This window comes from Bacteroidota bacterium (genome assembly GCA_008933805.1).
GTDB lineage: Bacteria > Bacteroidota > Bacteroidia > UBA8524 > UBA8524 > SB11.
The window spans coordinates 47,048-73,725 of sequence record WBUH01000005.1; the positions used below are offsets into that span (position 1 = coordinate 47,048).

Below are 26,678 nucleotides of genomic sequence, written 5' to 3' on the forward strand. Positions count from 1 at the left end.
TATGAATATTGCTGTAAAGCTTACTGAACTCGGTCTGGAACTTCCGCAAATATCAACTCCGGGTGGTTCATACGTTTCAGTAAACGTGAGAGGAAATATTGCCTATGTGGCCGTTCAGTTTCCAATATTTAACGGAAACTATTTGTATCAAGGCAGACTGGGGAATGAAATTACTACCGATGAAGGCTATAAAGCTATGCAACTGTGCGCTTTAAATGTGATTGCACAAGTGCACGAGAAAATAGGCTTTGATGCTATACTTGGGCTAAACCATATTGAAGCGTTTTACCAAAGTACCGACGATTGGGACGATGCCCCGATAGCTGTTAACGGTGCCTCGGATTTATTCTTAACTGTATTGGGAGATAAAGGCAAGCACACCCGCACTATTTTCGGCGTTCACAAACTGCCCCGCAATTTTTGCATTGGGCTTACAGCCTCCTTTACCCTAAACCCTTAATTAACGTTGATTGAAATTTGACCGCGTACTTTAAACAGGCGTAGTATAGAGTCAACGGGTATCTCCACATCATCAAACGAAGGGTTTTCACTGCACAATAATACTTTGCTCACATCACCGGGATGCTTGCGTATGTATTTCACTGTGCGGTAATCTTCGGTTATCACCAAGTAAATCTCGCCGTACAATATCACCCCTTTGTTTTTCACCTCTTTCACTGCCACAATGTGCCCGTTCTTAATTTTGGGGTACATGCTATCGCCGTATATAGGCACTGCAAAATCGCAATCTTTAAAGGCCGGAATAGAAATAAAATACTCGGGTTCTTCGCGCTCATCAGCAAACACAGGAAATGCCGAGGCTGTAACGTCAACATTATAATAGGGTATCTGTGGCTCGTTTACCGTTAGTCCGGTTTCTTCAGCCACGGTATAGGGCTTGCCCTTTTTGTTTTCGGGATGACGTTGAGAAAGGATTTGCAGCAATGTATCAACAGGTTCGTTGATGGCTGATGCCAGTTTTTCGGCTTGCGATAGCTTAATGTCTTTAGCTGTAAGTAAGCGGTTAAGGTTTTGATAGCTCATGCCCAACCGTTGGCTAACATCCTGCAGGGTTAGCCCTTTTTTATAAGCAAGCTCTTTGTATGCTTTATTTAAGGCTTCCATTTTATTTCTATTTCAGCAACAAATGTAATGATACATTTAGCGGATTTTCAAATTAATAAACATTTTTATTTCTTTTTAAAGAAACATATTTGTTTATAAATCGTTGAAAAAATCGAGAAACAGAGTCAACTACCTGTTATTAAGACACTTAAAAATGTATAGAAATGATTACAATGGTATTGCATGCTTTTATGAACAAAAAACTGCCATGAAAAGTAACTTTTATACTGTATTCGGCTGTATGCAAAGAGAATAGCCCCTGTATCTTTGTGGCATGGATATGAAAACCCACTGGGAAACAGTGTACGCAACCAAGCAGCCCAATGAAGTAAGTTGGACACAGGAAAGGCCACAAACATCGTTAGATTTAATTAACGGACTTAACTTGCCCGAAAGCGCAGCCATAATTGATATTGGCGGCGGTGATAGCAAACTTGTTGATTGTTTGCTTGAAGCCGGATATGAAGATATCACGGTGCTTGATATATCGGCAAATGCTATTAAAAGAGCCCAACAACGTTTAGGTAAAGACGCAGAGAAGGTTACATGGATTGTATGCGATATTAATGAGTTTAAGCCTACAAAAACTTATGATGTATGGCACGATAGAGCCGCTTTCCATTTTCTTACCACACCTGAAAATATTGCTGCATACATAGCCCTGACAAGTAAATGGGTGAATGAACAGTTGATAATCGGTACATTTTCAACCGAAGGACCCAAAAAATGTAGTGGTCTTGATATTACCCAATACAGTAAAGAAGAGTTGCAACACCTGTTTGCCGCTAATTTCACGCCGCAGGAGTGTTTCACTATAAACCACACTACCCCGTTCAATACTGTTCAAAACTTTGTGTTTTGCAGTTTCAAACACAAAGCAGTGTAACTTAAAATAATGCGTACTTAATATATAATCTGCGATTTGGATGAATACCCTTTAAAAAACTGGATGGCCCCCCAAATAATAGCTCCGTAGGTTACCACATAGCGCCCGCCACCTGATGCAGCAGCATATGTAAATATAGTAACAGCAATACCTCCCACGCACCATAAAGCCCCAAAGAGCATATCTTTATTGGCCTTTTTAATAATCATCGAGTTGAATCGCTGTTTAGCTGTATCTACTACTTTAGCAGCGGCTTCAGGGGTTGCACCTTGTTCAACCAGCATATTTTTTACTTCCCATGTTTTCTTCTTCTCAATCACCAGTAGATTTAAAGTATAGTCAAACAATGTTTCTACCGATTGCTCTTGCGAATTGTTTGTGTTATTGTTTTCCATCAATAACAAATCTATTAAAGACTTATCTAATCAAATAGTTAATAAATATTTATTCGATAAAAGGCCCAATAAGTATTGCTCACACTTCATCCCTACAAGATTAAAAACTGTTTATTTACCTTTGCCGCATGCAAGCCGACTTGAATACCCGCATAGGGATAATTGGAGGAGGGCAATTGGGTAAAATGCTGATAGAAGCAGCCCAACCCCTTAATATATATTGTAATATTTTAGAAAACGATGCCCATGCCCCTGCATCACGCATAGCCGATGAACAAATAGTGGGCACCCTTACCGACGCGGATAAAATACGTCAACTTGCTGCCATAAGTGATGTGCTTACCTATGAAATTGAACACGTAGGAGTTGACACCCTGCACCAATTAGAAGCAGAAGGAAAACTGATTATCCCATCACCCAAAATACTTGAGATTATAAAAGACAAAGGACTGCAAAAGCAGTTTTATGCCAATAATAATATACCCACTGCACCTTTTGTATTGGTAAACTCTCCCGCCGATTGGAAGGAAGCCCTTACCACATCAGGGTTTACAAAATTTGCAGCCAAAAGCCGCACCGATGGGTACGATGGCAAAGGCGTAGCCCTTTGCAATGCTGCCGATATTCTGAGCGGTGCCGCTTCCATCCCTTTTGACAGCCCCTGTATGCTGGAGCAATTTGTGGAGTGCGAAAAAGAACTGAGCGTAATTGTAGCCCGCGACCGTGAAGGAAAAACAACTACTTTTCCCTTGGTTGAAATGGAGTTTGACCCAATTGCCAACCTTGTTGAGTATTTGGCCTGCCCTGCACAAGTGAGCAACGCCGTTGAGGACGAAGCCCGCCGCATAGCCACGCTAACCATTGAAAAAATGCAGGGCATAGGCATTTTTGCGGTGGAGATGTTTTTAGACAAGGCAGGGAATATACTTGTAAACGAAGTAGCGCCCCGCCCGCACAACAGTGGCCACCATACTATTGAAGCCTGTTATACCTCGCAGTATGAGCAATTACTTCGCATTTTAGTAGGATTGCCTTTGGGCGATACTACCCTTATCCAGCCTGCGGTTATGCTCAATCTTTTAGGTGCCGAAGGCTTTAGCGGAAAATACCGCTTAAGCGGCATTGAAGAAGTAATGGCAATGCCGGGCATTTACATCCATTTATACAATAAAAAAGAAAGCCGCCCCATGCGTAAAATGGGGCACGTGAGTATTATAGCCCCCACATTGGAGGAGGCAAAGCAAAAAGCTACCTTTGTTAAAAACACCCTTACCTTTATACCTGCCTAATCATGAGTGATACCCCTATAATTGGAATAATAATGGGCAGCGACAGCGATTTGCCTGTAATGCGTGCTGCTGCTGAAATACTTGACGAGTTTAATGTACCGTACGAAATAAGCGTAGTAAGTGCCCACCGCACACCTGAGCGTATGTATATCTATGCCAAAAATGCACATTCACGCGGGCTAAAACTTATTATAGCCGGTGCCGGCGGTGCTGCACACCTGCCCGGTATGGTAGCTGCCATTACTCATGTGCCCGTTATTGGCGTGCCTGTTCAATCAAAAGCAATGAGCGGTATCGATTCATTATACTCTATTGTACAAATGCCGGGGGGCATACCTGTTGCTACCGTTGCCATCAACGGTGCTAAAAATGCCGGGTTATTGGCTGTGCAAATACTTGCCACTACCGATAGTGTGTTGAATGATAAAATGGTAGAGTACCGCCAACAAATGAAACACGAGGTAGAAGAAAAGGCTGGCCGCTTAGAAAAACTAGGCCATAAAAATTATTACGAAGGCTAACATTTGTTGGCACTATTATTTTAAATTTGACCGCTTCTTTAATTAAAAACGAATGAATATACCTGATACCCTTAAGTACACCAAAGACCACGAGTGGGTTAGCATTGAAGGAAACATTGCTACCGTAGGCATTACAGATTTTGCACAAGGCGAACTTGGCGATATTGTGTATGTTGAAATTGAAACTGTTGGCGAAGGATTGAACCAACACGATGTTTTTGGTACAGTAGAGGCTGTAAAAACCGTTAGCGATTTGTTTTTGCCCCTTAGCGGTACTGTAATTGAAAAAAATGACGGGCTTGATTCAAACCCCGAAAGTGTAAACCAAGACCCTTACGGTAGTGGTTGGATGGTGAAAATAGAAATGAGCAACCCTGCTGAAGTTAGCGATTTACTTACCGCTGCCCAATACGCTGAACTTATAAACGCGTAATGCGTAACTTTTTTAAATATTATCGAAATGCCCTTATATGGGCATTTTTGATTTTAGTGCTGTGCACTATGCCTGTTAAAGGTATAGTTACCTTTAAGCTCATTGATTTAATATCGTTTGATAAACTGGCCCACATGGGATTGTTTGCCATACAGTTTTGGTTTTTGGCAATAGCCCACCTAAAACAGTATGTGTTTTCGTATAAACGTAACGCTGTGGGCATAAGAGCCTTTATCATCACTGTTTTATACGGTGGCTTTATTGAACTTTTGCAGGGCTACGCACTTAGCGGGCGTACTATGGATATCATGGATATGCTGGCAAACATAATAGGTGCTATAGCCGGGTGGCTGGTGTTCTTTTATTTCAAGCAACGCGCAAAAAAAAGAGACTGATTTAAACTTTTCACTAAAAAAAATCGTTTACCATTTACCCTTCACTGTGTATTAACAAAAAGGGTTTATATTTGAAACGTAATTTTATGGAACTAAAAAAGAATCCGAAATACGATTTAAAGAGGTACGTATCTACCTTTTTTCTTGCAGGGTTTCTGATAGCAGAGCTTATTACGCTGTATGCTTTCACTTTCACCCAATACGAAGAAGTTGTAGTTGAAGAGGCGACATACGACGTTCAGAGCGATAACGAAGAATTACCCGATATTACTCAACAAAACGAGCCTCCCCCACCGGCTCCTCCCCCACCACCGCCAACAACCGTTGAAGTGGTAGAAGATGACGTTGAAACACAAGATATCGACTTAGACTTGCCTGAAGACACTGAATATCAAACAACTACCTACGCTGCTCCTCCTACTCCTGAGCCGGAGCCTGAAAATACAAATGAAAATGAAGTTTTTGAAATTGTTGAGAAGCCAGCTGAATTTCCGGGTGGTGATGCTGCAAGGCAAGCCTTTATTGTAAAACACCTTGTTTACCCTCCTTTGGCGGTTGAAAACAACAAACAAGGAACTGTAGTACTACAGTTTATTGTTGAGAAGGATGGTTCACTAAACGATATTAAAGCAGTAAAATCATTTGATGATGATTGCGCAGCTGAAGCTATCCGTGTTGCCAAAATGATGAGGTGGACACCGGGCGAACAAAGGGGCAGACCTGTAAGGGTAAAAGTTTCTATGCCTGTTAAATTCCGTTTGAAATAATACTAAGAGAACAATAAAAGAAAACCCCGCTAGGATTTACTAGCGGGGTTTTCTTTTTATTGACATATACCAACTTCTTCTTTAAACTTTTCGTTAACTATGTAAACCTACTAAAAGTCCGACTATTTAAACGGATATACCTATGAAAACAAATAAAGGTAGAACTGCTATTATTACTCTAAGTCTGCTTTTAATAAGCTTGGTATCGCTATATTTTTATCTTAGGCAAGAAAACAAATCACTTGCAGAGAAACTAAATACAGTAGCTGCCCCCCATTTGTATTCCGGTATTGATACTTTAAAAAAAGAAAGTAAAACAACGCTGGATACTACCGACACGACTTCAAAAGACAAAAAGAACAAGGAAAGGGTAGTGATGGATATTTTAGATCCTCTTTATGATCCATCTGACCCGCTTTATCCGGAGCCTGATTCTATATACTCTGAGCCTGTATTATACTCTGAACCCCCTGTTGATAATAGTAATAACATTTTTACCATCGCTGAACAAATGCCTGAGTTTATTGGTGGTGAAACTGCCTTTAAGACTTTTATAGCCCAAAAAATAGTGTATCCTGAAATTGCTGTTGAAATGGGAGTTGAGGGAAATGTTTTCTTGGGGTTTGTAGTTAACAAGGATGGTAGCATTAGTGATATAAAAATGTTGAAAACCCCTCATGAGTCTTTAACAAACGAAGCTATCCGAGTGTTGAAACTGACCAATAAGATGTGGAATCCCGGAAAACAAAACGGCAACCTTGTTCGCGTGGAAATGCGTGTCCCCATAAAATTCAGATTAAATTAATACCGTCTGTCTTTCGCCAAAAACTAAAAACCCGCAAAGGTTTTTACCGTTGCATTTATATCTTTTGCAATAATTAAATTAGGTTTGCTGCGCCACAAACTACTACTATGAAATTATTGGAAAATAAAGTAGCCCTCATTACAGGTGCTTCTCGCGGGATAGGACGCGGAATTGCTGAAAAATTTGCCGAGCAAGGCTGCAATATTGCTTTCTCGTTTGCATCAAGTGTTGAAAAAGCCCGTGCTTTTGAAGCAGAGCTTGCCGAAAAATACGGTGTAAAGGCCAAAGGCTACCAAAGCGATGCTGCAGTATATACACAAGCCGAAGAGTTGGTGAACAATGTATTGGCTGATTTCGGTCAATTGGATGCACTGATTAACAACGCAGGGATTACCCGCGATACCTTGTTGATGCGTATGACCGAAGAGCAATGGGACGAGGTAATAAACACCAACCTTAAATCAGTATTCAACCTTACCAAAGCTTCATTAAAACCCTTCTTAAAGCAAAAGAAAGGCTCAATCATTAACATGACCTCAGTAGTAGGTGTGATGGGTAATGCGGGACAAGCCAACTATGCCGCCTCAAAAGCAGGTATGATTGGTTTTACCAAATCAATAGCCAAAGAATTAGGCAGCCGCAACATCCGTTGCAATTCGGTTGCTCCCGGTTTTATTGAAACTGAAATGACTGCTGCGCTTGACCCCGAAGTAGTAAAAGGCTGGGCCGATGCAATTCCTTTGAAACGCGGCGGAACTACCGAAGATGTAGCCAACCTGTGCCTGTTTTTGGCCAGCGATATGAGTACGTATATTACCGGCCAAACCATTAACGTGGACGGTGGTATGCTGATGTAATTAAGGGATAACACACCATGGATTTCTTAGACCCAAAAATCAACCAGTACGCCGAAGACCACACCAGCCCTGAGAACTCAGTATTGCAGGCGCTGAACCGTGAAACGTATGCCAACGTACTGATGCCCCGTATGCTTAGCGGGCACATACAAGGCCGCATACTTGCTATGATTAGCAAAATGCTGCGTCCCCGCCGTATTTTAGAAATCGGCACCTACACAGGTTACAGCGCTTTGTGCTTTGCCGAGGGACTTACCGAAGACGGTGTTCTGCATACCATTGATATCAACGAGGAGTTGGAAACAATGGTACGTAACTACATAAATCAAGCAGGTTTAGAGAATAAAATCAAGTTTCACATCGGCAATGCGTTGGAGATTATTCCTACGCTTGATGAAACGTTTGATTTGGTGTTTTTGGACGCTGATAAAGAAAACTACGCCGCGTATTACGATTTGGTAATTGATAAACTTAGTACGGGCGGCATAATTGTGGCTGACAACGTATTGTGGAGCGGAAAAGTGCTGGATGAAAAAGAACTGGCAAAAGACGTTGAAACCAAAGCCCTGAACGAGTTTAACAAAAAAGTGCTGGCCGACCTACGTGTAGAAAACGTGTTAATGCCTGTGCGTGACGGGTTAAACGTTATCCGCAAAAAATAACTGTAGTTTTTAGCAAGCGTAGCTTGTTATACCTATTTATTACCTGCCCAAAGGATTTCACAGTCCTTTAGGCAGGTAATTTTTTTATGCTCTTGAAGGGTTGACATGGGTAGAAAGCTTAAATTTGGTTTTCGTGGTGGGCTTTTTGTTTACTTTTTGCCCAAACAAAAAGTAAAAGACAGTAATAGCCTGCTTTACTGCAATCCTTGCCAATGCTATACCCAATGTCTTTAGTATTGTTTACTATCCTGTTGTTATGTATGATTGCAAAAAGAAACTCACTGCTTGGCACAGCAAACCTTTATAGTATCTACGGAAGTACTCACTACCTTTAAACAGCGGTTGTATGCCTATGCAAACCGTTTTGAGACCTCGGTGTGTTTGGATAGCAACAGCAACAAAGCTGCCTGCAACTATAACCGTTTCGAAATGCTGGCCGGCATAGGAGCCAAAGCAATATTGAAGCTGGAAAATACCGAGGGGGCTTTTGAACAGCTAAAACGGTTTCAGACACAGCACAACGATTGGCTACTGGGTTATTTAGGCTATGACTTAAAAAACGGCTTAGAAAAGCTATCGTCAGAAAATGCCGATGGGTTGGGCTTCCCTACTCTCTTCTTTTTTGTACCGCAGCAATTAGTCTCCATTAAAGGAAACGAAGTTGAAATTATGGCCGATGCCCCCCAAGCAGTGTATGATGCCATAATGGCGAGTGAAGTTGGCTACGAAAGCAACCGACAGCATATTACGTTTACCCCCCGCATCAGTCAAGAGAATTATATTAAAAAAGTAGAGAGCGTACGCCAACACATTGAAGAAGGTGATGTGTATGAGATGAACCTGTGCATGGAGTTTTTTGCTGAAAATGCTTCTATAAGTCCCCTGCACACCTATTTAGATTTACTTGCCATCTCACCCGTACCCTTTGCCGCCTTTGGTAAGTTTGAAGGCGAACGATACGCACTAAGCGCCAGCCCCGAACGATTTTTGATGAAAGACGGCAGCAAACTTATTTCACAGCCCATCAAAGGGACGGCCAAACGTGGCAGTACTACCGATGAAGATGAAACGATGAAGCGAAACCTGCGCAATTCTATCAAAGAGATGGCTGAAAATGTGATGATAGTAGATTTGGTACGCAACGATTTCGCCCGCAGTGCTGTTGCTGGTACGGTGAAAGTAGAAGAACTGTTCGGCATTTATACCTTCCCCCAAGTACACCAAATGATTTCAACCGTAACTGCACAACTGAAAGAAGGTGAACATTGGGCAGATGCCATTGCAAGGGCTTTCCCGATGGGCTCTATGACGGGTGCGCCCAAAGTAATGGCCATGCAGTTGATTGAACGGTACGAAGAAAGTAAAAGAGGCTTGTTTTCAGGAGCAATGGGCTACATCACCCCGCAAGGCGATTTTGATTTTAATGTAATGATACGTTCATTGCTGTATAACGCCGCTAACGGCTATTTATCCTACCACGTAGGCGGTGCTATTACCTACGATTCTATTCCGCAAGAAGAATTCGACGAATGCATGTTGAAGGCTTTGGCAATTAACAGTTTGTGGGGTGGGAAAATTTAATTAGTTACTTTTAGGTGAAAGTTTATTTTTGTCACACATTAAATACCTCTTTCTCACAATGAAAAAATATTTATTAATAGTACTTGCCTTTACGGCTTTGGCATCAACTGCTGTAGCCCAAAACGGCGCAAAAAACAAGAAAGCCGCTCCTCCGGCTTCTGAAACCTACTCATTGCCGGGTTTCAGGGATATCTTATGGGGAACGCACATAGATTCAGTATTTGTTGACGGGGTGAAACTTACCTTTGAAAAATCAACCCAATACAGCGATAAAAGTAAAAACGCTTACTTTATTGCCAATGATGATATGATGGTGGGCACTGTGTTGCTAAAAACTTTGTACTATGTATTTAATAACAACGACCGCTTTATTGGTGTGATAATGACCGGCGAAAGCAAGCAATTTGGCGAGATGAAGTACATTTTGCTAAACAAATTCGGTCAACCGACTAAAGAAGAAGACGCGGTTTCGGGCAAACAATACTACTGGAATATTGACGATGTGCGCATTTCACTAGTTAATGAAAGTATCAACCAGTTGTTTACTGTAGATTTTACCAGCGATTACGAATTGAGCGAAAGCAAGAAAGTAAACCGCAATGTGGATGATTTTTAGTACAAAATATTAATTATACACAAAAGGCTGCCCAAGGGCAGCCTTTTGTTTTTATATCCTCACAGGATTTTGTGTTTTACTTGACTCGGAGCCGCTTTCCCGGTCGCAGGATAGAGTTTTTCTTTATCCCGTTCAGCTGGCATATTTTGGTAATAGTAGTACCATGTTTCACCGCTATGGATGATAAGGTATCGCCTGAACGTACCGTGTAATATTTTGCTCCGCCCTTCTCGGTTGATTTATCTTCCCCCTTTTTCTTCTTCTTATCTTTTTTATCCTTGCTCTTTTTTGATTTTGAGCTCTTGGTTTTTGACAAGTGAGGAAAAAAGCTCTTATCAATGTAGATGGTGTCGCTGTTTAGCTTACCCGTTTCAAAATCAATAATGCGGGTAGCATCAAACGCAATTCCTTTAAAACGTATCTCAAAGTGCAAGTGGCTACCGTACGAACGTCCGGTATTACCGCCCAGCCCAATCGGGTCTCCTGCACGCACCACCATGCCGGGTTTGGTAAGCAACTTACTAAAGTGGGCATATATCGTCTCCAACCCATTGTAGTGGCGCACTACCACTACGTAACCATAACTGCTGCTGTATTGGGCAATGCGCACCACACCGTCAAACGTTGAGTACACAGGGTCGCCCGTGTACAGCTTCACATCAGTACCATAGTGCATACGTCCCTTGCGGCGGCGGCGCATTTGGCGATAACCAAAACTTGAGGTTACATAGCCAAAACAAGGCGGATGGAAAAAACAATCACCGCCATCCTGCAATACCACCATAGTAGTATCGCTGATTTGTGAAATATCTTGGTCGTAAACGTGTATGCGTTTCGTATCCCAAACAGGATAAAGATTAGATGCGGGTATAAGGGTAGTATCAAAATAATACCCGATTGTACTTAGGTATTCTTCAAAAGTTGAATCAGGCTCATCGTCCAGTTCGCCATCATGTTCTTCGGCGTCTCCGGTTTCTTCCTCTTCCTCGTCAATTTGGGCACGCAGGGGTATTTGTGGTATTGTAAATACCATCCAAAAGCATACCAGTGCTTTAAGCCAGTTTTCTATTCTCATCAATTGTCAAAACGTTTCGGGCAGTATTTTCATCCTGCTTCAGTTGGGCAATTAGGGCATCTACCCCGCTAAACTTCATTTCGCTGCGCAAGTGCGCCACAAACTCAACCCTTATAATCCTGCCATAAATATCGGCATTAAAATCAAAAATATGAACTTCAAATGCGTGGTTACGGTTATCAAACGTAGGTTGTTTACCCATGTTTGCCATCCCACCGTAAATCTCCCCGTCCACAATCACCCGCACCGCATACACACCATCGTTGGGTATCAGCTTATAGGTTTCCTCCACCACTATATTAGCCGTAGGAAACCCGATGGTTTTACCCAGGCTGTTACCGGCAACTACCTTGCCACTTATGGGATAATGATAGCCCAAAAACTTTGCGGCCACGTCCACTTCGCTCTCTTGCAAGGCATTGCGTATTTTGGTAGAGCTTACGGTTACATCGTCAATATCCTGCGGGGGTATTTCTTCTACCTCAAAACCATACACCTGCCCCAGCTCGTGCAAATCTTCCATGCTTCCTTCACGGTTTTTGCCAAAACGATGGTCGTATCCAATAACGAGGGTTTTCACCCCGATAGTATTTACCAGCACATCCCGCACAAACTGCATTGATGACTGGCGAGAAAACTCAAGGGTAAAAGGTATCACCAGCAAATGGTCGATACCTGCTTTGCGCAAGCGTTCAATTTTTTCTTCGGTAGTGCTAAGCAAGCGTAGTGTATTATCATCAGGCTGCAACACCATACGCGGGTGCGGAAAAAAGGTAAGCAGCACGCTTTCGCCACCTTTTTGGGCGGCAATATTGCGCACACGGTCTAAGATTTTTTGGTGGCCTATATGTACCCCGTCAAAAGTGCCCTGCGTAACTACAGCATTGGCCAACGGTTCAAACTCTTCAAGGCTTCGGTAAACTTTCATTACAGGGACAAGTGGTAAAAAAGTAGGGCAAAGTTAAGGCATATTGTTTACTTGCCCGTAACGGAAACAGGGTAAAATATGGTCGTTTACCATTCCGGCAGCCTGCATATAGGCATAGCAAATGGTTGAGCCTACAAACTTAAACCCTTCTTTTTGCAGGGCTTTGCTCATGGCATCGCTTTCGACGGTTTTAGCAGGGATGTGGCCTGAGGTTTCCCAACTGTTTTGCAGGGTTTTGTGCCCTGTAAACTGCCAGATGTACGCATCAAAACTGCCGTGTTGTTTTTGCAAGCGCAAAAACTGTTGCGCATTGGTAACCGCCGCATTTATTTTAAGTTTATTGCGGATAATACCCGCATCGGCCAGCAAGCGGCCTACATCCTCTTCGCCATACTTTGCTATTATTTCAGGGTCAAAATTGTGAAACGCGCTGCGAAAGTTTTCGCGGCGGTGCAAAATGGTTTTCCAACTCAAACCCGCCTGAAAAGCATCCAACACCAAAAACTCAAAGTGCTTGCGGTCGTCGTGCAGCGGCACACCCCACTCCTCATCGTGGTAGCGGTTCATCAATTCATCGTTTTGTGTCCAATTGCAACGGTGCATAGTGATATGGTAAACTCAAATATAGGACGAGTTAGGTATTTGTGCGAGCGGAAACGGACTTTTAATTTGCTTGGGAAAACTCCAAAAAAGATCCCCTGAATATAAAATTCAGGGCTTATAAAAGCAGCGTCCCGAATGGTTTAAAACCATTCGGGACGCAACATTGCAACAACGGCGGGCTTTATGCCCGTCGGTACAAACGGGTATAAAACCCGTTGCTATTGAGACAGGCACATGAATTAGAAACCTGACCAACCAATGGGCACCAAGCCTGTGTTACGGGGCACGATACACATTACGGGTACGCTTGAGTGGTAGTTTACAATCTGTTGTGCGTATGAACCAATCAAAAACTCGCTAAAGCCTTTTTCTTGTTGGGTCATAATCATAATAAGGTCGGCGTTTATTTCGTCAGCAAATTGCAGGGTATCTAAATAAAACTTACCGGGGTATTTCTCATCGTCCAATATCTTGCTGGTAAACTTCACATTGTTTTTAATCAACACCTCTTCAATAGCTTTCAGGTTAGCCAACAATTTGTTGCGCAAAAACTGGTCGCTTTCATGCTCACCGATAATGTGAATGGTAGAATCAAATTTCTTAGCCAAATGGATGGCCCACCATGTTTTTTGTTTGCTTTCCAAGGTTAAATCCACAGGGAAAACAATGTTTTTATATCCTTCGCCTATTTGTTTTTCTTTTACAACAACTACAGGCACTTCGGCTTGCGAAATTACTCGCGATGAGTTACTTCCTGTTATTTGTCCCAAACCTTCAGCACCCATAGTACCCATTACAATACTATCGCAATCAATCTCACCGGCAACCTCTAAAATTGTTTTGTATATACGGCCTTCACGGATAATCCCGTTGGCTTTCACACCGCTGGTTTCCATAATATTTTTGCAAACTTCGTTCAATTTATCTTGCAACATTTGGCCTACAAGCCCTTCTTTAATGTTGTTTTTTGAGCCGAAAAGGGAACCTAAGAAACTCTCTTCAACAATGTGCAGCAGCAAAATTTCGTTTCCGTAGGTTTTAGCTATGGCTACAGCGTGGTGCATTGCATTGTCAGCCACCTTTGAAAAGTCTGTGGGAACCAGTATGGTGTTATTTTTTTTCCCTTCTTGCATAATTATAGTTTTTTGGTTTGTGCACGAATTTAAAGATTTTACCTTAGCAACGCGCATGACAAATCTCAGCCCTTCAGAATTAATCATCAACCCTGATGGTTCTATTTATCACCTGCACCTTTGCCCCGGTGATATTGCCGATACTGTTTTTTTTGTGGGCGACCCTGAAAGGGTGGCTAAAGTAACTAAGTTTTTCGACCGGATTGAGCTGGAACGCCACCACCGCGAGTTTGTTACACACACGGGATACATTGGTAATAAACGCCTATCGGTAGTTAGCACTGGGATTGGGACGGATAACATTGATATTGTGCTTACCGAGCTGGATGCGTTGGTGAATATTGATTTTGACAGCCGGCAGGTGAAACCTGAATTGCACAGTTTGAACATTATACGTTTAGGGACTACAGGCAGCCTGCGACGGGATATTCCGGTGGATTCACTGCTGGTATCGGCCCATGCGGTGGGGTTGGATGGCTTTATGGCTTTTTATGATTTTGCGGGAAATACTGATTTGTTAAATGAGTTGAAACACAATGCCCCCGAAATTTTTAACCTGTGTGTGCCGTATGCCGCTAATGCTACATTAGAACTTCCGCTGGGGAATGAATTTGGTAAAGGTATCACCCTTACCTGCCCCGGGTTTTACGGCCCGCAAAACCGCCACGTGCGTTTGTTTTCAACCTTGTTTGGCTTGTTTGAGAAGATGGACAAAGTAAATTATAACGGTTTCCGCCTATCAAACATGGAGATGGAAACAGCGGGTATATACGCTATGGCCGATATTTTGGGGCACAAAGCCATATCGGTTAATGCCATATTGGCCAACAGGGTTACAAATGAGTTTTCTAAAAACCCTGAAAAGATTGTGGAGCAGATGATAGAGAAGGTGCTTACTACTATTTGATATTTTTATTTGAATACAGGATTGAAATCCTGTTCTGTTGCGATTACCTTGTGAAACGGGACTTAAGTCCCGTTTCACAAGGTAATTTCAATAACAATGGGTTTAAACCCATTGCCCACAACACAAACACAAAACCCCGCGTGGGGCGGGGCTGCAATAGATAGTTTTATTATAGTGGTGCTTAGTTATTGTTTTCAGCAAAGGTGATTACAAAACCGTCAGGGTCTAGCGCGCTAAACTCAACCGCCCCGTAAAAGGTGGTTTCCAAGCTGGTTAAAATGGCGTCTTTGTAAACAAACCCATCGTAAAACTGCTGTATGTTTTGCATATTGATATACAGCAACAGCGAGCCTCCGGGTTCACGGTGTATTTGGGGTAGTGTGTTACCCAAACTCGTCATGGTTTGCAACATTATCGTAACGCTGCCGTTCACCAGCATAGCCCAATCGTAGGGAACAGCTTCGGGCATAGTTACAACGGTTAAGAAACCAAGCGATTTGTAAAACTCAATAGACGCATTAATGTCTTTAACAAATAAATTAGGGGCTAATCGTTCCATAGTTTGATTGTTTAAATTTTCAACTTTATTATGATGATAATATAAATACGATTATCTAAAAAACAAAAAAGCCCGGATAAAAATTTATCCGGGCTTAACTTATTGGTGGACATAAATTTTAGTTCTCTTCAGCAGGAGTATCTTTTTTGCGTTTGCTTTCCTTTTTAGGGGCTGCGCCAAACTTCAACTCCTCGGCATCTTTCTCATGCGATACCTCAATTACCTCACCTTCAGCCAACTCGTGTTTCAAAATTTCCTCGGCAATAGGGTCTTCCAAGTATTTTTGAATGGCACGGTTCAACGGGCGGGCACCAAAATCGGCGTCAAACCCTTTATCGGCCAAAAACTCTTTAGCACTATCGGTAAGTTTAATTTTAAAACCAACGCTCTCAATGCGTTTCTCCAACTTAGCCACAGCTATATCCAATATCAATATAATATCTTCTTTCGTCAACGGATTGAAGATAATTACATCATCGATACGATTTAAGAACTCAGGCGAGAAGAAACGTTTCAACGCTGTTTCTATCACCGATTTTGAGTTGGTATCTGTAGCTGTTGATTTGGCTGTTGTACTGAAACCAACACCTTGTCCAAAGTCTTTCAACTGGCGTGAACCGATGTTTGAAGTCATTAGGATAATGGTATTCCTAAAATCCACCTTACGGCCAAGGCTATCCGTTAAAAAGCCTTCGTCCAACACCTGCAACAGTATGTTAAATACATCGGGGTGAGCTTTTTCAATCTCATCCAACAAAATAACGCTGTAAGGTTTGCGACGTACTTTTTCAGTAAGCTGTCCGCCTTCTTCGTAACCGATATATCCCGGAGGTGCACCCACCAACCTTGATACGGCAAATTTTTCCATGTATTCGCTCATATCAATACGTATCAGGGCTTCTTCGCTGTCAAACAAATAACGTGAAAGGGCTTTAGCCAATTCGGTTTTACCCACACCGGTAGGCCCTAAGAATACAAACGAACCGATGGGACGGTTGGGGTCTTTCAATCCCGCACGGGTACGTTGGATGGCTTTGGCCAGTTTTTCAATGGCTTTGTCCTGTCCTATTACCCTACCCTTCAATTCTTCCGACATTTTAAGCAAACGCAAACCTTCGCTTTGTGCAATACGCTTAGCAGGCACACCTGTAATCATTGCTACCACTTCGGCTACGTCTTCTTCGGTTACGGTAAATTTCTGGGTTTTGGTTTCTTCTTCCCAACGGGCTTTTTCGGCGTCCAACTGCTCTATCAGTTGTTTTTCTTTATCGCGCAGTTTAGCAGCCTCTTCGTATTTCTGGCTTTTCACTACACGGTTTTTCTCAACCTTAATGTCCTCAATCTTACGCTCCAAGTCCAAAATACCTTCGGGCACGTGTATATTGTTCAAATGCACGCGGGCACCTGCTTCATCCAGCACGTCAATGGCTTTGTCGGGCAAAAAGCGGTCGCTCATGTAACGGTTGCTCAGTTGCACGCAAGCTGCCAAGGCTTCTTGAGTGTAAGTAACCGAGTGATGCTCTTCGTATTTTTCTTTGATGTTGTTTAGTATCTCAACGGTTTCTTCAGGGCTGGTAGGTTCTACCATCACTATTTGGAAACGACGTTCCAACGCTCCGTCTTTCTCGATATACTGGCGGTACTCATCCAAAGTGGTGGCACCAATACATTGTATATCGCCACGTGCCAACGCAGGTTTAAACATATTTGAAGCATCCAATGAACCTGATGCTCCACCTGCACCTACGATGGTGTGTATTTCATCAATAAACAATATCACATCGGGCGATTTCTCCAACTCGTTCATCACGGCTTTCATACGCTCTTCAAACTGGCCGCGGTACTTGGTACCGGCTACCAGCGAGGCTAAATCCAGCGTAACCACACGTTTGTTAAACAATACCCTTGATACTTTGCGCTGAATAATGCGCAAGGCCAAACCTTCAGCAATGGCGGTTTTACCTACACCGGGCTCACCTATCAATACAGGGTTGTTCTTTTTACGGCGGCTAAGAATTTGCGATACACGCTCAATTTCTTTTTCACGGCCCACAATGGGGTCAAGCTTACCTTCCTCGCCTGCTTTGGTCAAATCACGGCCAAAGTTGTCAAGCACGGGAGTTTTAGATTTACTGTCGGGTTTCTTTCCTTCGTTGGCCTTTTTCTCTTCGCGGTAATAATCTTCGGGAGAGTCGGCAGGAAATTCATTGCGTACATCGGGCACATTATCTTCCAATGCGGCTTTAAAAATTTCATAGGTAACGCCATATTGGCTTAATACCTGTGATGCCACATTGTCCTCATCACGCAATATTGACAGTAAAAGATGTTCAGTACCTATCACATCGGCTTTAAAAATCTTAGCCTCCAGATAGGTTATTTTCAATGCCTTTTCGGCCTGTTTGGTAAGGGGTATGTTGTTTAGATTAGCTGTGGTGCCCGTAGCCGTGCCCCTGATATTATCCTCAATCGACTTTTTAAGCCTGATAAGGTCAACATCAAGCAAACGCAACGCCTGTAAAGCCTTGCCTTCGCCTTCGCGTATTATACCCAACAACAAATGTTCGGTACCAATGTAGTCGTGCCCCAGCCTAATGGCTTCTTCCCTGCTGTATTGTATTACTTCCTTTACACGGGGCGAAAATTTAGCTTCCATTTATTTTATATATCCTTTCCTTAAAAAAGCTGTTCGTAGTATGAAATTACAAATATAATTCCATTTTGTACCCACAATCCCAAACCGGGTTAGGAACATTACAACGCAAATTGTATTGTAATGTACATAAATCTAAACAAAAAAGCCGCCTTTTTTGTTCAAAGGCGGCTTTTTAATAGATAAAAGCGAGTTTATCGTGAACGTATTTTTATTTAGCTACTACAAACTTTTGTACGCTGTTAAAATATTTACTGCTAAACTGGCAGAAGTAGATACCTGACGATAAGGCATCTGCAGGCAGAGAAATAGTGTTATTTCCTGCTGAGAAGCTGATGTTATGGGTAGCTACGGTTTTGCCCGTAATATCAAGAATGTTTACAGTGGCTACATCATCATAATTGCAGCCGATGGCTAGATTTAGGGTGTTTGCAACCGGTACAGGGTATAGACCCATGTTGATGTTTTTACCCAAATCAGCAATGCTTTGGCCTTTTTGTACTATTACCACACGGGTAACAGGGGCAGCATTGTTTCCGGCAGCATCAGCTACTGTAAAGGTTACGATGTAAGTACCTTCGGTAGAAGAATCAACGGTTGATGTGTTGATGTTTACATTAGCACTGATGTTACCATCCATATCATCACAAGCAGTAGCACCCAAATCAGTGTACTTTTGGCCTCTTGGGTGGTATACGGTATCAGCACCTATTTTAACAATGTAAGGAGCAATCAAATCACCGCGTTTGCCAACATCGGTACGGTTACGCGGGTACATTTTCCAGTTACCGTGTGCGTATGACATAGTACCTTGGAAAACAGGTAACAACTCGCCGTTGTTTAATGAATCGGTATTAAAGGTAAAGCCCAAATCGTTTGAGTAGTTTTCGCCACGGAAACCTACGGTTGCGTTTTGGTTGGTATGTACGCTAAACTCACCAAAGTTGCTGGGAGCATCAGGGTTTTCGTTGATTACGTAAGCATTGGTAAAACGTACTTGCATTGCCTCGTAAGGCTCTTTGCTAAAGGTTGGAGAGATTAACGAGTCTATTAGCAAGTAATCAACGTTTGGCATTTGCTTGCAACGGCCTGCCATGGTGAATTTAACACCTTCAAGGAAGGTAACACCAAATGAGTTTGACACGCTGCCGAATGGGTCGCTACCCAAGTTGAACCTTTCGGTTACAAGGGCCTGAGTGATTATAACAGAGTCGCCGCGTTTCCAATCAGTAACACCGTCGCCCAAGGTAGGACGTACAAATATTGCCGACCAAGGAGCATTGCCCGCTTGGATGGTGAACAAGCCTAAATCATTAGCTGCGTTGGTAGATATTACTACACCGGGTACGCTGATGTTGAACAAGGTATCGGTAACAAACATGCTACCGCCGTTGCTGTATGGAGTTTGCTGAATATCGCTGATGTTGTTTACACCGTTCAATACTTTGTAAGCTGAGTTTAGTGCAAGGCTATCAGGTGAAAAAATGTAGTTACCGCTGTTATCGGTAGCTTTAATGTAGTACTTAACTATCGTGCCGGCTGCTTGTGCAGGTATTTGCGCGCTGTATGTGCTGCCGCTGGCAGTCATGTTTACTGAAGTGAATGTGGTATTGTTATACCCTACCGCATAGTACAACACGGCAGATGCTACTGCTGTATCATCAGTAATGGTAGCAGAGATTACAGGAGTTGAAGTTGGCAACACAATGGTTGGGTTGCGTTTAATTTTTGAAACGCTTGGAGGTTCAGCCAATGGCAAAGCAATATCGCTGGGGTATAGCGGAGCTAAGTAGTATTGTTTGCTGCCTGCGTTTCCACTTTCGGTAACTACACCGCGTATGTGGCTAAGTTTAGCACCCAATGCAGGAGGGGTAAAGTTTACAGGTGTATTAGGGTCGTTATCCAAGTTATCGTTACGGTAGTAGCCTGAGTAGTCGCGCATACTCAATACGTTTCCGTTAGCATCTTTCACGCCCCAAAACCAACGTTGTCCGCTTGCGCTTACGTTGTCAATGATTACGTTTTTAATCTCTACATACACACCTTCCCATTGTTCGCCGGTAGCAAACTGTGGTTCCATAGTACCTGAATTGTTCACCATAAGGTCGGCAATGGTAATGGTTTGAGGAGTGATGGTATTACCCAAGCTGATTACCTGAGTAGGGATAGGCAATACGTACAATTGGGTATGACCTTGGAAATATCCGATACGGGCAGTAACCCTTACTTTACGGCCTTTTTTCAAGTTTTGTTCAAACTGGCTGGCAGCTTCCAACGCCGATTTTGTAGGGCGAGGGCTAAGTGCAGCAGTATCAAACATTACTTCAACACCACACCAAGAGCGGTTGCTGGCTTCTTGGATGAATGCTGAACGGCGGTTTGATGATAAACCGTATGATGCGGGGTCGAAAGTAACTATACCTTCTATAACTACTGTATCGCCATAGCGGGGGTTGCTTAGTACAGGCCTCAAATAATCGGGCCATGTGCTGTCTTGTCCGGCAGTATTGTATTTAACCTGCGCCAAACGCGAAGGATTAATGTACTGCGTAGTGTCAATGGCTACCAATGGGTACTGTGCTTTTACCAGCACGGCACAAATTAGCAACAATAGGGTGAATACTGATTTTTTCATATTGTAATTAAAAAAGTGTTTCTATTTCAATATCACAAACTTACCTACCTGTATATGTCCGCTTTTCGAGTCTTTAACGGTAAACAGATAAGTGCCTGATGTAATGGAGCTTTTGGTGGTTGAGAGTAAATCCCAAGCGTGCTCACCGCCTGAGAATACGTTGCTGCCTACATCGCTAAAGTTCTCGTACCAGCGGATATCCTCGCCTTGGTAAGTTTCAGCATTGTGGTACAGTGTTGTAATAACATCGCCTGCAATGTTGTAGATGGTAATCGTGCACAACTCAGGGATGTTATAAAAGTATATTTTCTTGGTACGCGTGGTGGTTCCGTCCCATGCAGCTGTAGTGTTGTAAGGGTTGGGATACACTCCCACTTTGGTAGCAGGATTTTTAGTGTCAAAATTATTGGCACTTGCCCCTGCAAATACCCTGAAATCATTTTCTGTAAACGATGACTCTAACGGCTCCAAACCCAATTCATCGTCGCCTTCGTCAAACGAAGTTACAATGAACATATACTGCCAACCGTTTAGCAACCCGTTCATTTCGTAGTGAAACGTATAGCCGGTAGTATCGCCGTCAAAGTACTTGGGTTGTGCCAGCTTAATTGATTCAAATCCATTGTTGAAACCAATTTTATTTCCTGCTGAATCCCATTGAGCCACCAAGTTTGATGAACCTATCAGGTTACCGCCTTTATCATCACCGGGGTTACTGCGGTAGATACGGTAGCCTTCAAAATCTTTTTTCTTAGATATAGGGTCGATAGAATTAACCGCTGCTGCATCCCAGTAAATATCTACTTTGTTGGGCGAGGGTACAATTTTAACCTTTGGTGTACGGGGAGGCTCAGGCAATACATAACGGTCAAGTTTTCCGTTGTTGTTCAAATCCAACTCAGGTTTGTAAACTCCTTTACCATCCACATCTTCACCCCTGTAGGTACGTTGCACCCAATTAAGATTACGTATTAGTTCTTCGCGGGCTTCGGGGCTGTCTTGCGGGCCGCCTTTTTGTTTGGCAGCCGTGTAGGCCATAGTTACTTTAAAACTCTCGCCGGGTTGCACATTAGCCAAAGGGCCTATGGATACTAATTGTATCAGGTTTGTGCCTAACTTAAGCTGATTAGCCACCGCAGGGTCTTGCAGGTTAATACCTTTGCGCAAGCGGTCGTATTTAGCAACATCATCCGCAGGAGGCACAAAATCATTCAATGATGAAAAGCCGAAAATCCAGAAGTTGGGGTTAATGCTCGGAGCGGGAAGTCCTGCCGCAAGCAAACTATCTTTATTGGCAGGGTGTATAAATTTGTTGCGCCACTCTGCCCCTAATATTCCGCAAGCACCGTACGAGCGGGTAAAATCCACATCATCACCATACACCTGGTACACGTATATAGTACCAAAGCTATCCACAAAACCGCCGCCGCCTTTGTTATAAAAGGCACTACCGCCGTCTTGCGTTACGTTTAGGTTACGTACTACTAAATCGTTCCATTGGCCTAACCAAACGCTGTCCCATACATCGTTACTTTTGTTGGTGATTTCGTAATCAACAATCACAAAATAATCGGCAAAGCTGTAGTTCCATGCGTATGTTTTCATGTTTACCGAGGCACGCAACGGAAACTGGTGTTGTTGTATAGGAGTAACTGTACCGGGTATTACCACGTTACTATCCGTAAAAGTGGCGAAAAAATCTTGGTGCGATACTGCCGACGAACTAAAATACTCGCTGTTGGCAAGAGTTGAACGAACATTTAAAGGGCCTGTAGCGGTAAATTCAAAACCGTCAAGACCTGCGCGATAACCTGAACTGGCATCATCTCCTACGGTAGATACACGGATTTCTCCGTTTACTTTGGCACCTATCCAAAGGCCGCCTTCAAACAAATGATTAATACCTGATTTAAGGGGATACTCCATACTGGGCATACCCAAGGGGTTGGTAATTACACCCGGCCTGCCAATGGTACCTACGTTACTAATGGCTAAACCAATATTACCCACATCGGTTGAGAGTTGATGGTAGGGTATTACTTGTCCGTTTGCACAAAGGACAAGTAATGAACAGATTAGAACACAAAACGATTTCAACATCCGGGTGCAAATATCGTAATAATCCCTTTAGCCTTTGTTAACAAAGTTTAAACTCTAATGAGTCAAAAAATTTAAAACCTGCTGTTTCTTACACGATTTTTTAAGCGTATGTTATTTTGTGCAACTACGCCGCCCTGTGAATAAATTGGGAAGTACGGTTCTTTTTTATTACAAAAACCAAACAATTGAAAAACGCTTTGCACTTGCTATTGAGATAAAAAAGATACATCTTTGCCATCCTTTAAAAAAGAGTATTTAAGAGCAGAGATATGTACACTTTCTTAACTATATTGATTATCATCGCAGCGTTGCTGCTTATATTGGTGGTATTGGTTCAAAAGCCAAAAGGCGGCGGTTTGGCCTCACAGTTTTCATCATCAAACCTTGCTTTTGGTGTAAAACGTACTACTGATTTTATAGAAAAATCTACTTGGGGTTTAGCTATTGCTATCATCATTCTTGCATTGGCCAGCAACTTTTTTGCAGGTACTACTGAAGAAGGTGCTAAAAAAGCAATCAACGCTGACCAGTTGGAAAACACTCAAGGTGCTACTCCAACAACTCCTGCTCAGCCACAACCGGCTCAACAAGCCCCGCCTGTTGACTCTAACAAATAATTTAATCTATTAACCGCACCAAGTATCTACCTGCTATAGGCAGCAAGGTTTCTTGTATGGGGTACTGTACATCACATTCTGCCAAATAAGTGGCCGGATTAGGTAGCTGTTTGTATTCTTTTACCAACTCTTTCTTAATATTTTCATAGGTATATACCAGCGAGTGGGGATACGTACCTACAAACTCGGTGTGAATGCCTCTAAAACGTTCTTCGGTACTTTCAAACACCGTAATGCGGTATTGATATACTTGTGTATCAGTAGCTCTGCCATTTTTTAGCAGCAAATACCCTTCGTTTTTATACAAGGGCAAAATGCCTACGGGCGATACATTTAGCTTTTCTTCAATGGTATCGTAGCGGTGCCGTCCGTCTTCAAGCCCCATTTTAAATCGCGGCAACGAGTATTCAACAATGCGTTCAATCTCACCCATTAAATCATCATCTTTAATGGTGGTTTCGTACACCAGCTTCAATTTTTTAAAATCCACCTCACTAATTTCCTTCGGAAACCCTTCTGACAAGTTTTTTTTGGTTTCGATAAATGTGTTCAGGTTGCGGTAATGATCCACCAACTCGGCCAGTTGGGGGTATAAGCGGTTCTCTTCAAAATTTTTGTGGACGTGTTGCAGATAGGCAAGCAGCAAGTATTTCTTATACTCAAAGTCAACCCGTCCTTCAGTAAACCAATTCAATCCTAATGTTGTCATGGTGCATTTCCTTTCTTCTACCTCTAATATACTAAAAACGCTGCAAGAAGTAAATGTAGTATTACGCACAGCCATAGCTTTGAGAATGGGGTATTGGCAAACCCATAAAACAAAATCCCCGATAACGGCTTGCTGTTATCGGGGATTTAAAAAGGTATTAAGTAACGGTGACCCGTCGCTTAGTTGGCGCTCGCCTGCACATTGTTTAAACAATGTGTTATGCGGCGCACCAGCGTTTCTTTACCTAAAAAGGCAGCCATTTCAAAAATCGGGGGGCCACCAGCCACTCCTGATATACTCAGGCGGAAGGTTTGCATCATTTCACCCGGTTTTTTGCCGTGTTTATTCTCTACCACATCGTGGAAGGTTTTCTCAATGGCTTCAGCGGTAAAATCAGCTAATGCAGCAAGGTCGTTTTTCAAGTCGTTCAACACAGGGCCTGTAAAATCTTTCCATTTCTTGCTCACCACTCCTTCGTCGTAACTTTCTGGGTCAGCAAAAAAGTACTTACCGGCAGTGTACAACTCAGGGATAAACTGTACCTTTTCTTTCATCATGCCGCACACCATTGCCACACGTTCTTTGGGCATGGTAACCGCAGCAGCATCCAACGTAGGTTGCAAGGCTTCGGCAAGTTCGTCGTTGCTTTTTGCCATCAGGTAATGGTGGTTAAACCACTTGGCTTTCTCCACGTCAAACTTAGCTCCAGATTTGCTTACCTTTTCAATGCTAAACGCCTCTATCAATTCATCCATGGTAAACAACTCGCGGTTGTCGCTGGGGTGCCAACCCAATAGGGCCAGCATATTAATAACGGCTTCTTTAAAGTAGCCGGTCTCACGGTAACCGCTTGATATTTCACCTGTTTTGGGGTCTTTCCACTCCAACGGAAATACTGGGAAGCCTAAACGGTCGCCATCACGCTTGCTTAGTTTACCATTGCCTTCGGGTTTTAGCAACAAGGGCAAGTGGGCAAACTTAGGCATCACTTCTTCCCATCCCAAGTAACGATATAGCAATACGTGCAACGGTGCGCTGGGCAACCACTCTTCGCCGCGTATTACGTGGGTAATCTTCATTAAATAATCGTCCACAATGTTGGCAAGGTGGTACGTAGGCATACCATCGCTTTTAAACAACACTTTGTCGTCCATTTGAGCAGTGTTTACCACTACCCAGCCGCGTATCTCATCGTGAAAACGTACCTCATCTTTGCGGGGCAGTTTTATGCGCACTACATAAGGGTCGCCGCTGTCTAAGCGGTGTTTCACCTCATCATGACTAAGCGTCAGCGAGTTTTTCATGCTTTGGCGGGTCACAGGGTCGTATTTCCACGAAATTTTAGCCTGCTCTGCCTTTTTACGCACGTCTTCAAGGTCTTCTTCGGTATCAAAAGCATAGTATGCGTGACCGCTTTCAAGCAGCTGCTCTGCATACTGGCGGTACATCGGCTTACGCTCACTTTGGCGGTAAGGGCCATACTCGCCGCCCACATGGGAAGCTTCATCAAACTTCAAACCTACCCATTCCAAGGCTTCTACAATATACTCTTCAGCGCCGGGTACAAAGCGGTTTTGGTCGGTATCTTCAATACGCAACAAAAAATCGCCGTTGTATTTTTTGGCAAAAAGGTAATTGTACAAAGCCGTCCTAACCCCGCCAATATGCAAAGGGCCTGTAGGACTGGGTGCAAAACGTACTCTAACTCGTCTGTCCATAATCTTTTAAAAAGAGGTGCAAAGATAACGCACCCGCCGCAGGTTTTGAAATTTTAACCGCTGCCCGAGTGTAAAATTAAGGCTTAATTAATCATAACGCCCCGAATGGTTTTAAACCATTCGGGCAAAAACCTCCCAACAGCGGCGGGCTTTATGCCCGTCGGGACGTTCGTCGGAATTCGACAGGTATAAAACCTGTCGCTATTGAGAACGTGCAGCACAAGAAACATCTTTTTTGTTTTTTGCCACGAAGTCGCAAAGCCACAAAGTTTCCTAATTCATCTCCGTTTTGCGTCTTAGTGCCTTCGTGGCGTAATAAATAAGTCGCTGTCCTCCGAATGGTTTTATACCATTCGGGGCTGAATCCAACCAACAGCGGCGGGCTTTATGCCCGTCGGGACGTTCGTCGGAATTCGACAGGTATAAAACCTGTCGCTATTGAGAACGTGCAGCGCAAGAAGCATCTTTTTTGTTTTTTGCCACAAAGTCGCAAAGCCACAAAGTTTCCTAAATTCATATCCGTTTTGCGACTTAGTGCCTTCGTGGCACAATAAATAAATCGCTGCCTCCCGAATGGTTTAAAACCATTCGGGGTTGAATCCAACCAACAGCGGCGGGCTTTATGCCCGTCGGGAAAACGGAATGCCGCCGGGGTTATTTCAATCCGTCGAAAAACTTGTTTTTCTTTATGTTACGTAAAATAAAACAG

At 43.0% G+C, this 26,678-nt stretch carries 26 protein-coding genes; 14 read left to right on the forward strand and 12 right to left on the reverse strand.

Annotated elements, in window-relative coordinates; genetic code table 11:
* Nucleotide 1 precedes the first annotated feature (1 nt).
* On the forward strand, nt 2–460 hold the full coding sequence (locus F9K23_06445; GenBank protein KAB2916835.1) for a RidA family protein: 459 nt from the start codon (nt 2–4) through the stop codon (nt 458–460).
* Here F9K23_06445 and F9K23_06450 read toward each other — a convergent pair.
* The gene (locus F9K23_06450; GenBank protein ID KAB2916836.1) at nt 457–1,125 is read right to left on the reverse strand and encodes a helix-turn-helix domain-containing protein; all 669 of its coding nucleotides are present in this window, start codon (nt 1,123–1,125) and stop codon (nt 457–459) included. The two genes, F9K23_06445 and F9K23_06450, sit on opposite strands and share 4 nt — an antisense overlap.
* Nucleotides 1,126–1,399: 274 nt before the next feature.
* On the opposite strand from F9K23_06450, the gene F9K23_06455 reads away from it, so the two are divergent.
* Entirely contained in the window at nt 1,400–2,011 is a 612-nt protein-coding gene (locus tag F9K23_06455; protein KAB2916837.1) for a class I SAM-dependent methyltransferase, read from the forward strand.
* Nucleotides 2,012–2,028: 17 nt separating this feature from the next.
* On the opposite strand, the gene F9K23_06460 is transcribed toward F9K23_06455, so the two are convergent.
* A complete protein-coding gene (locus F9K23_06460; GenBank protein ID KAB2916838.1) occupies nt 2,029–2,406 on the reverse strand; it encodes a hypothetical protein in 378 nt (125 codons plus the stop codon).
* Between the two features lie 128 nt (nt 2,407–2,534).
* Here F9K23_06460 and purK point away from each other — a divergent pair, with 128 nt between their 5' ends.
* The 10 genes from purK to F9K23_06510 all read left to right on the forward strand — a co-directional run bounded on the left by purK (nt 2,535) and on the right by F9K23_06510 (nt 10,332).
* The gene (gene purK, locus F9K23_06465; protein ID KAB2916839.1) at nt 2,535–3,695 is read left to right on the forward strand and encodes a 5-(carboxyamino)imidazole ribonucleotide synthase; all 1,161 of its coding nucleotides are present in this window, start codon (nt 2,535–2,537) and stop codon (nt 3,693–3,695) included.
* Nucleotides 3,696–3,697: 2 nt separating this feature from the next.
* Nucleotides 3,698–4,216, forward strand: a complete 519-nt coding sequence (purE, locus tag F9K23_06470; GenBank protein ID KAB2916840.1) for a 5-(carboxyamino)imidazole ribonucleotide mutase — start codon at nt 3,698–3,700, stop codon at nt 4,214–4,216.
* A gap of 52 nt (nt 4,217–4,268) precedes the next feature.
* On the forward strand, nt 4,269–4,649 hold the full coding sequence (gcvH, locus tag F9K23_06475) for a glycine cleavage system protein GcvH (GenBank protein KAB2916841.1): 381 nt from the start codon (nt 4,269–4,271) through the stop codon (nt 4,647–4,649).
* A complete protein-coding gene (locus F9K23_06480) occupies nt 4,649–5,044 on the forward strand; it encodes a VanZ family protein (protein KAB2916842.1) in 396 nt (131 codons plus the stop codon). The genes gcvH and F9K23_06480 overlap by 1 nt, the downstream gene beginning before the upstream one ends.
* 86 nt (nt 5,045–5,130) lie before the next feature.
* Nucleotides 5,131–5,811, forward strand: coding sequence for an energy transducer TonB (locus F9K23_06485; protein KAB2916843.1), 681 nt, complete (start codon nt 5,131–5,133; stop codon nt 5,809–5,811).
* A 142-nt stretch (nt 5,812–5,953) separates the two neighbouring features.
* Nucleotides 5,954–6,616 (forward strand): energy transducer TonB, encoded by a 663-nt coding sequence (locus tag F9K23_06490; GenBank protein ID KAB2916844.1) that lies wholly within the window; start codon nt 5,954–5,956, stop codon nt 6,614–6,616.
* Nucleotides 6,617–6,723: 107 nt separating this feature from the next.
* Nucleotides 6,724–7,473, forward strand: a complete 750-nt coding sequence (fabG, locus tag F9K23_06495; GenBank protein KAB2916845.1) for a 3-oxoacyl-[acyl-carrier-protein] reductase — start codon at nt 6,724–6,726, stop codon at nt 7,471–7,473.
* 17 nt (nt 7,474–7,490) lie between these two features.
* Nucleotides 7,491–8,135, forward strand: coding sequence for an O-methyltransferase (locus F9K23_06500; GenBank protein KAB2916846.1), 645 nt, complete (start codon nt 7,491–7,493; stop codon nt 8,133–8,135).
* Between the two features lie 303 nt (nt 8,136–8,438).
* Nucleotides 8,439–9,716, forward strand: a complete 1,278-nt coding sequence (locus tag F9K23_06505; protein KAB2917021.1) for an aminodeoxychorismate synthase component I — start codon at nt 8,439–8,441, stop codon at nt 9,714–9,716.
* 58 nt (nt 9,717–9,774) lie between these two features.
* Nucleotides 9,775–10,332, forward strand: a complete 558-nt coding sequence (locus F9K23_06510; GenBank protein ID KAB2916847.1) for a hypothetical protein — start codon at nt 9,775–9,777, stop codon at nt 10,330–10,332.
* Between the two features lie 76 nt (nt 10,333–10,408).
* On the opposite strand, the gene F9K23_06515 is transcribed toward F9K23_06510, so the two are convergent.
* From F9K23_06515 to F9K23_06530, 4 genes are all read right to left on the reverse strand, one after another.
* Nucleotides 10,409–11,407, reverse strand: coding sequence for a peptidoglycan DD-metalloendopeptidase family protein (locus F9K23_06515; GenBank protein ID KAB2916848.1), 999 nt, complete (start codon nt 11,405–11,407; stop codon nt 10,409–10,411).
* The gene (locus F9K23_06520; protein KAB2916849.1) at nt 11,385–12,335 is read right to left on the reverse strand and encodes a bifunctional riboflavin kinase/FAD synthetase; all 951 of its coding nucleotides are present in this window, start codon (nt 12,333–12,335) and stop codon (nt 11,385–11,387) included. Before F9K23_06520 ends, F9K23_06515 begins: the two co-directional genes overlap by 23 nt.
* A gap of 33 nt (nt 12,336–12,368) precedes the next feature.
* Nucleotides 12,369–12,938, reverse strand: a complete 570-nt coding sequence (locus F9K23_06525) for a DNA-3-methyladenine glycosylase I (protein KAB2916850.1) — start codon at nt 12,936–12,938, stop codon at nt 12,369–12,371.
* A gap of 239 nt (nt 12,939–13,177) precedes the next feature.
* A complete protein-coding gene (locus F9K23_06530) occupies nt 13,178–14,158 on the reverse strand; it encodes a universal stress protein (protein ID KAB2916851.1) in 981 nt (326 codons plus the stop codon).
* Here F9K23_06530 and F9K23_06535 point away from each other — a divergent pair.
* Complete coding sequence (locus F9K23_06535) at nt 14,127–14,978, forward strand: phosphorylase (GenBank protein KAB2916852.1); 852 nt, start codon at nt 14,127–14,129, stop codon at nt 14,976–14,978. The two genes, F9K23_06530 and F9K23_06535, sit on opposite strands and share 32 nt — an antisense overlap.
* A 181-nt stretch (nt 14,979–15,159) precedes the next feature.
* Here F9K23_06535 and F9K23_06540 read toward each other — a convergent pair whose 3' ends face one another.
* The 4 genes from F9K23_06540 to F9K23_06555 all read right to left on the reverse strand — a co-directional run bounded on the left by F9K23_06540 (nt 15,160) and on the right by F9K23_06555 (nt 22,925).
* Entirely contained in the window at nt 15,160–15,537 is a 378-nt protein-coding gene (locus tag F9K23_06540) for a glyoxalase (GenBank protein ID KAB2916853.1), read from the reverse strand.
* A gap of 118 nt (nt 15,538–15,655) precedes the next feature.
* On the reverse strand, nt 15,656–18,193 hold the full coding sequence (locus F9K23_06545; protein KAB2916854.1) for an ATP-dependent Clp protease ATP-binding subunit: 2,538 nt from the start codon (nt 18,191–18,193) through the stop codon (nt 15,656–15,658).
* A 208-nt stretch (nt 18,194–18,401) separates the two neighbouring features.
* Nucleotides 18,402–20,825, reverse strand: coding sequence for a DUF5011 domain-containing protein (locus F9K23_06550; protein ID KAB2916855.1), 2,424 nt, complete (start codon nt 20,823–20,825; stop codon nt 18,402–18,404).
* A gap of 21 nt (nt 20,826–20,846) precedes the next feature.
* Nucleotides 20,847–22,925 (reverse strand): hypothetical protein, encoded by a 2,079-nt coding sequence (locus tag F9K23_06555; GenBank protein ID KAB2916856.1) that lies wholly within the window; start codon nt 22,923–22,925, stop codon nt 20,847–20,849.
* 269 nt (nt 22,926–23,194) lie between these two features.
* On the opposite strand from F9K23_06555, the gene secG reads away from it, so the two are divergent.
* Complete coding sequence (secG, locus tag F9K23_06560; GenBank protein KAB2916857.1) at nt 23,195–23,542, forward strand: preprotein translocase subunit SecG; 348 nt, start codon at nt 23,195–23,197, stop codon at nt 23,540–23,542.
* A gap of 1 nt (nt 23,543) precedes the next feature.
* On the opposite strand, the gene F9K23_06565 is transcribed toward secG, so the two are convergent.
* Together F9K23_06565 and F9K23_06570 are read right to left on the reverse strand one after the other, a co-directional pair.
* Nucleotides 23,544–24,251 (reverse strand): hypothetical protein, encoded by a 708-nt coding sequence (locus tag F9K23_06565; protein KAB2916858.1) that lies wholly within the window; start codon nt 24,249–24,251, stop codon nt 23,544–23,546.
* A 179-nt stretch (nt 24,252–24,430) separates the two neighbouring features.
* Nucleotides 24,431–25,969 (reverse strand): glutamate--tRNA ligase, encoded by a 1,539-nt coding sequence (locus tag F9K23_06570; GenBank protein ID KAB2916859.1) that lies wholly within the window; start codon nt 25,967–25,969, stop codon nt 24,431–24,433.
* Nucleotides 25,970–26,678: the final 709 nt, after the last annotated feature.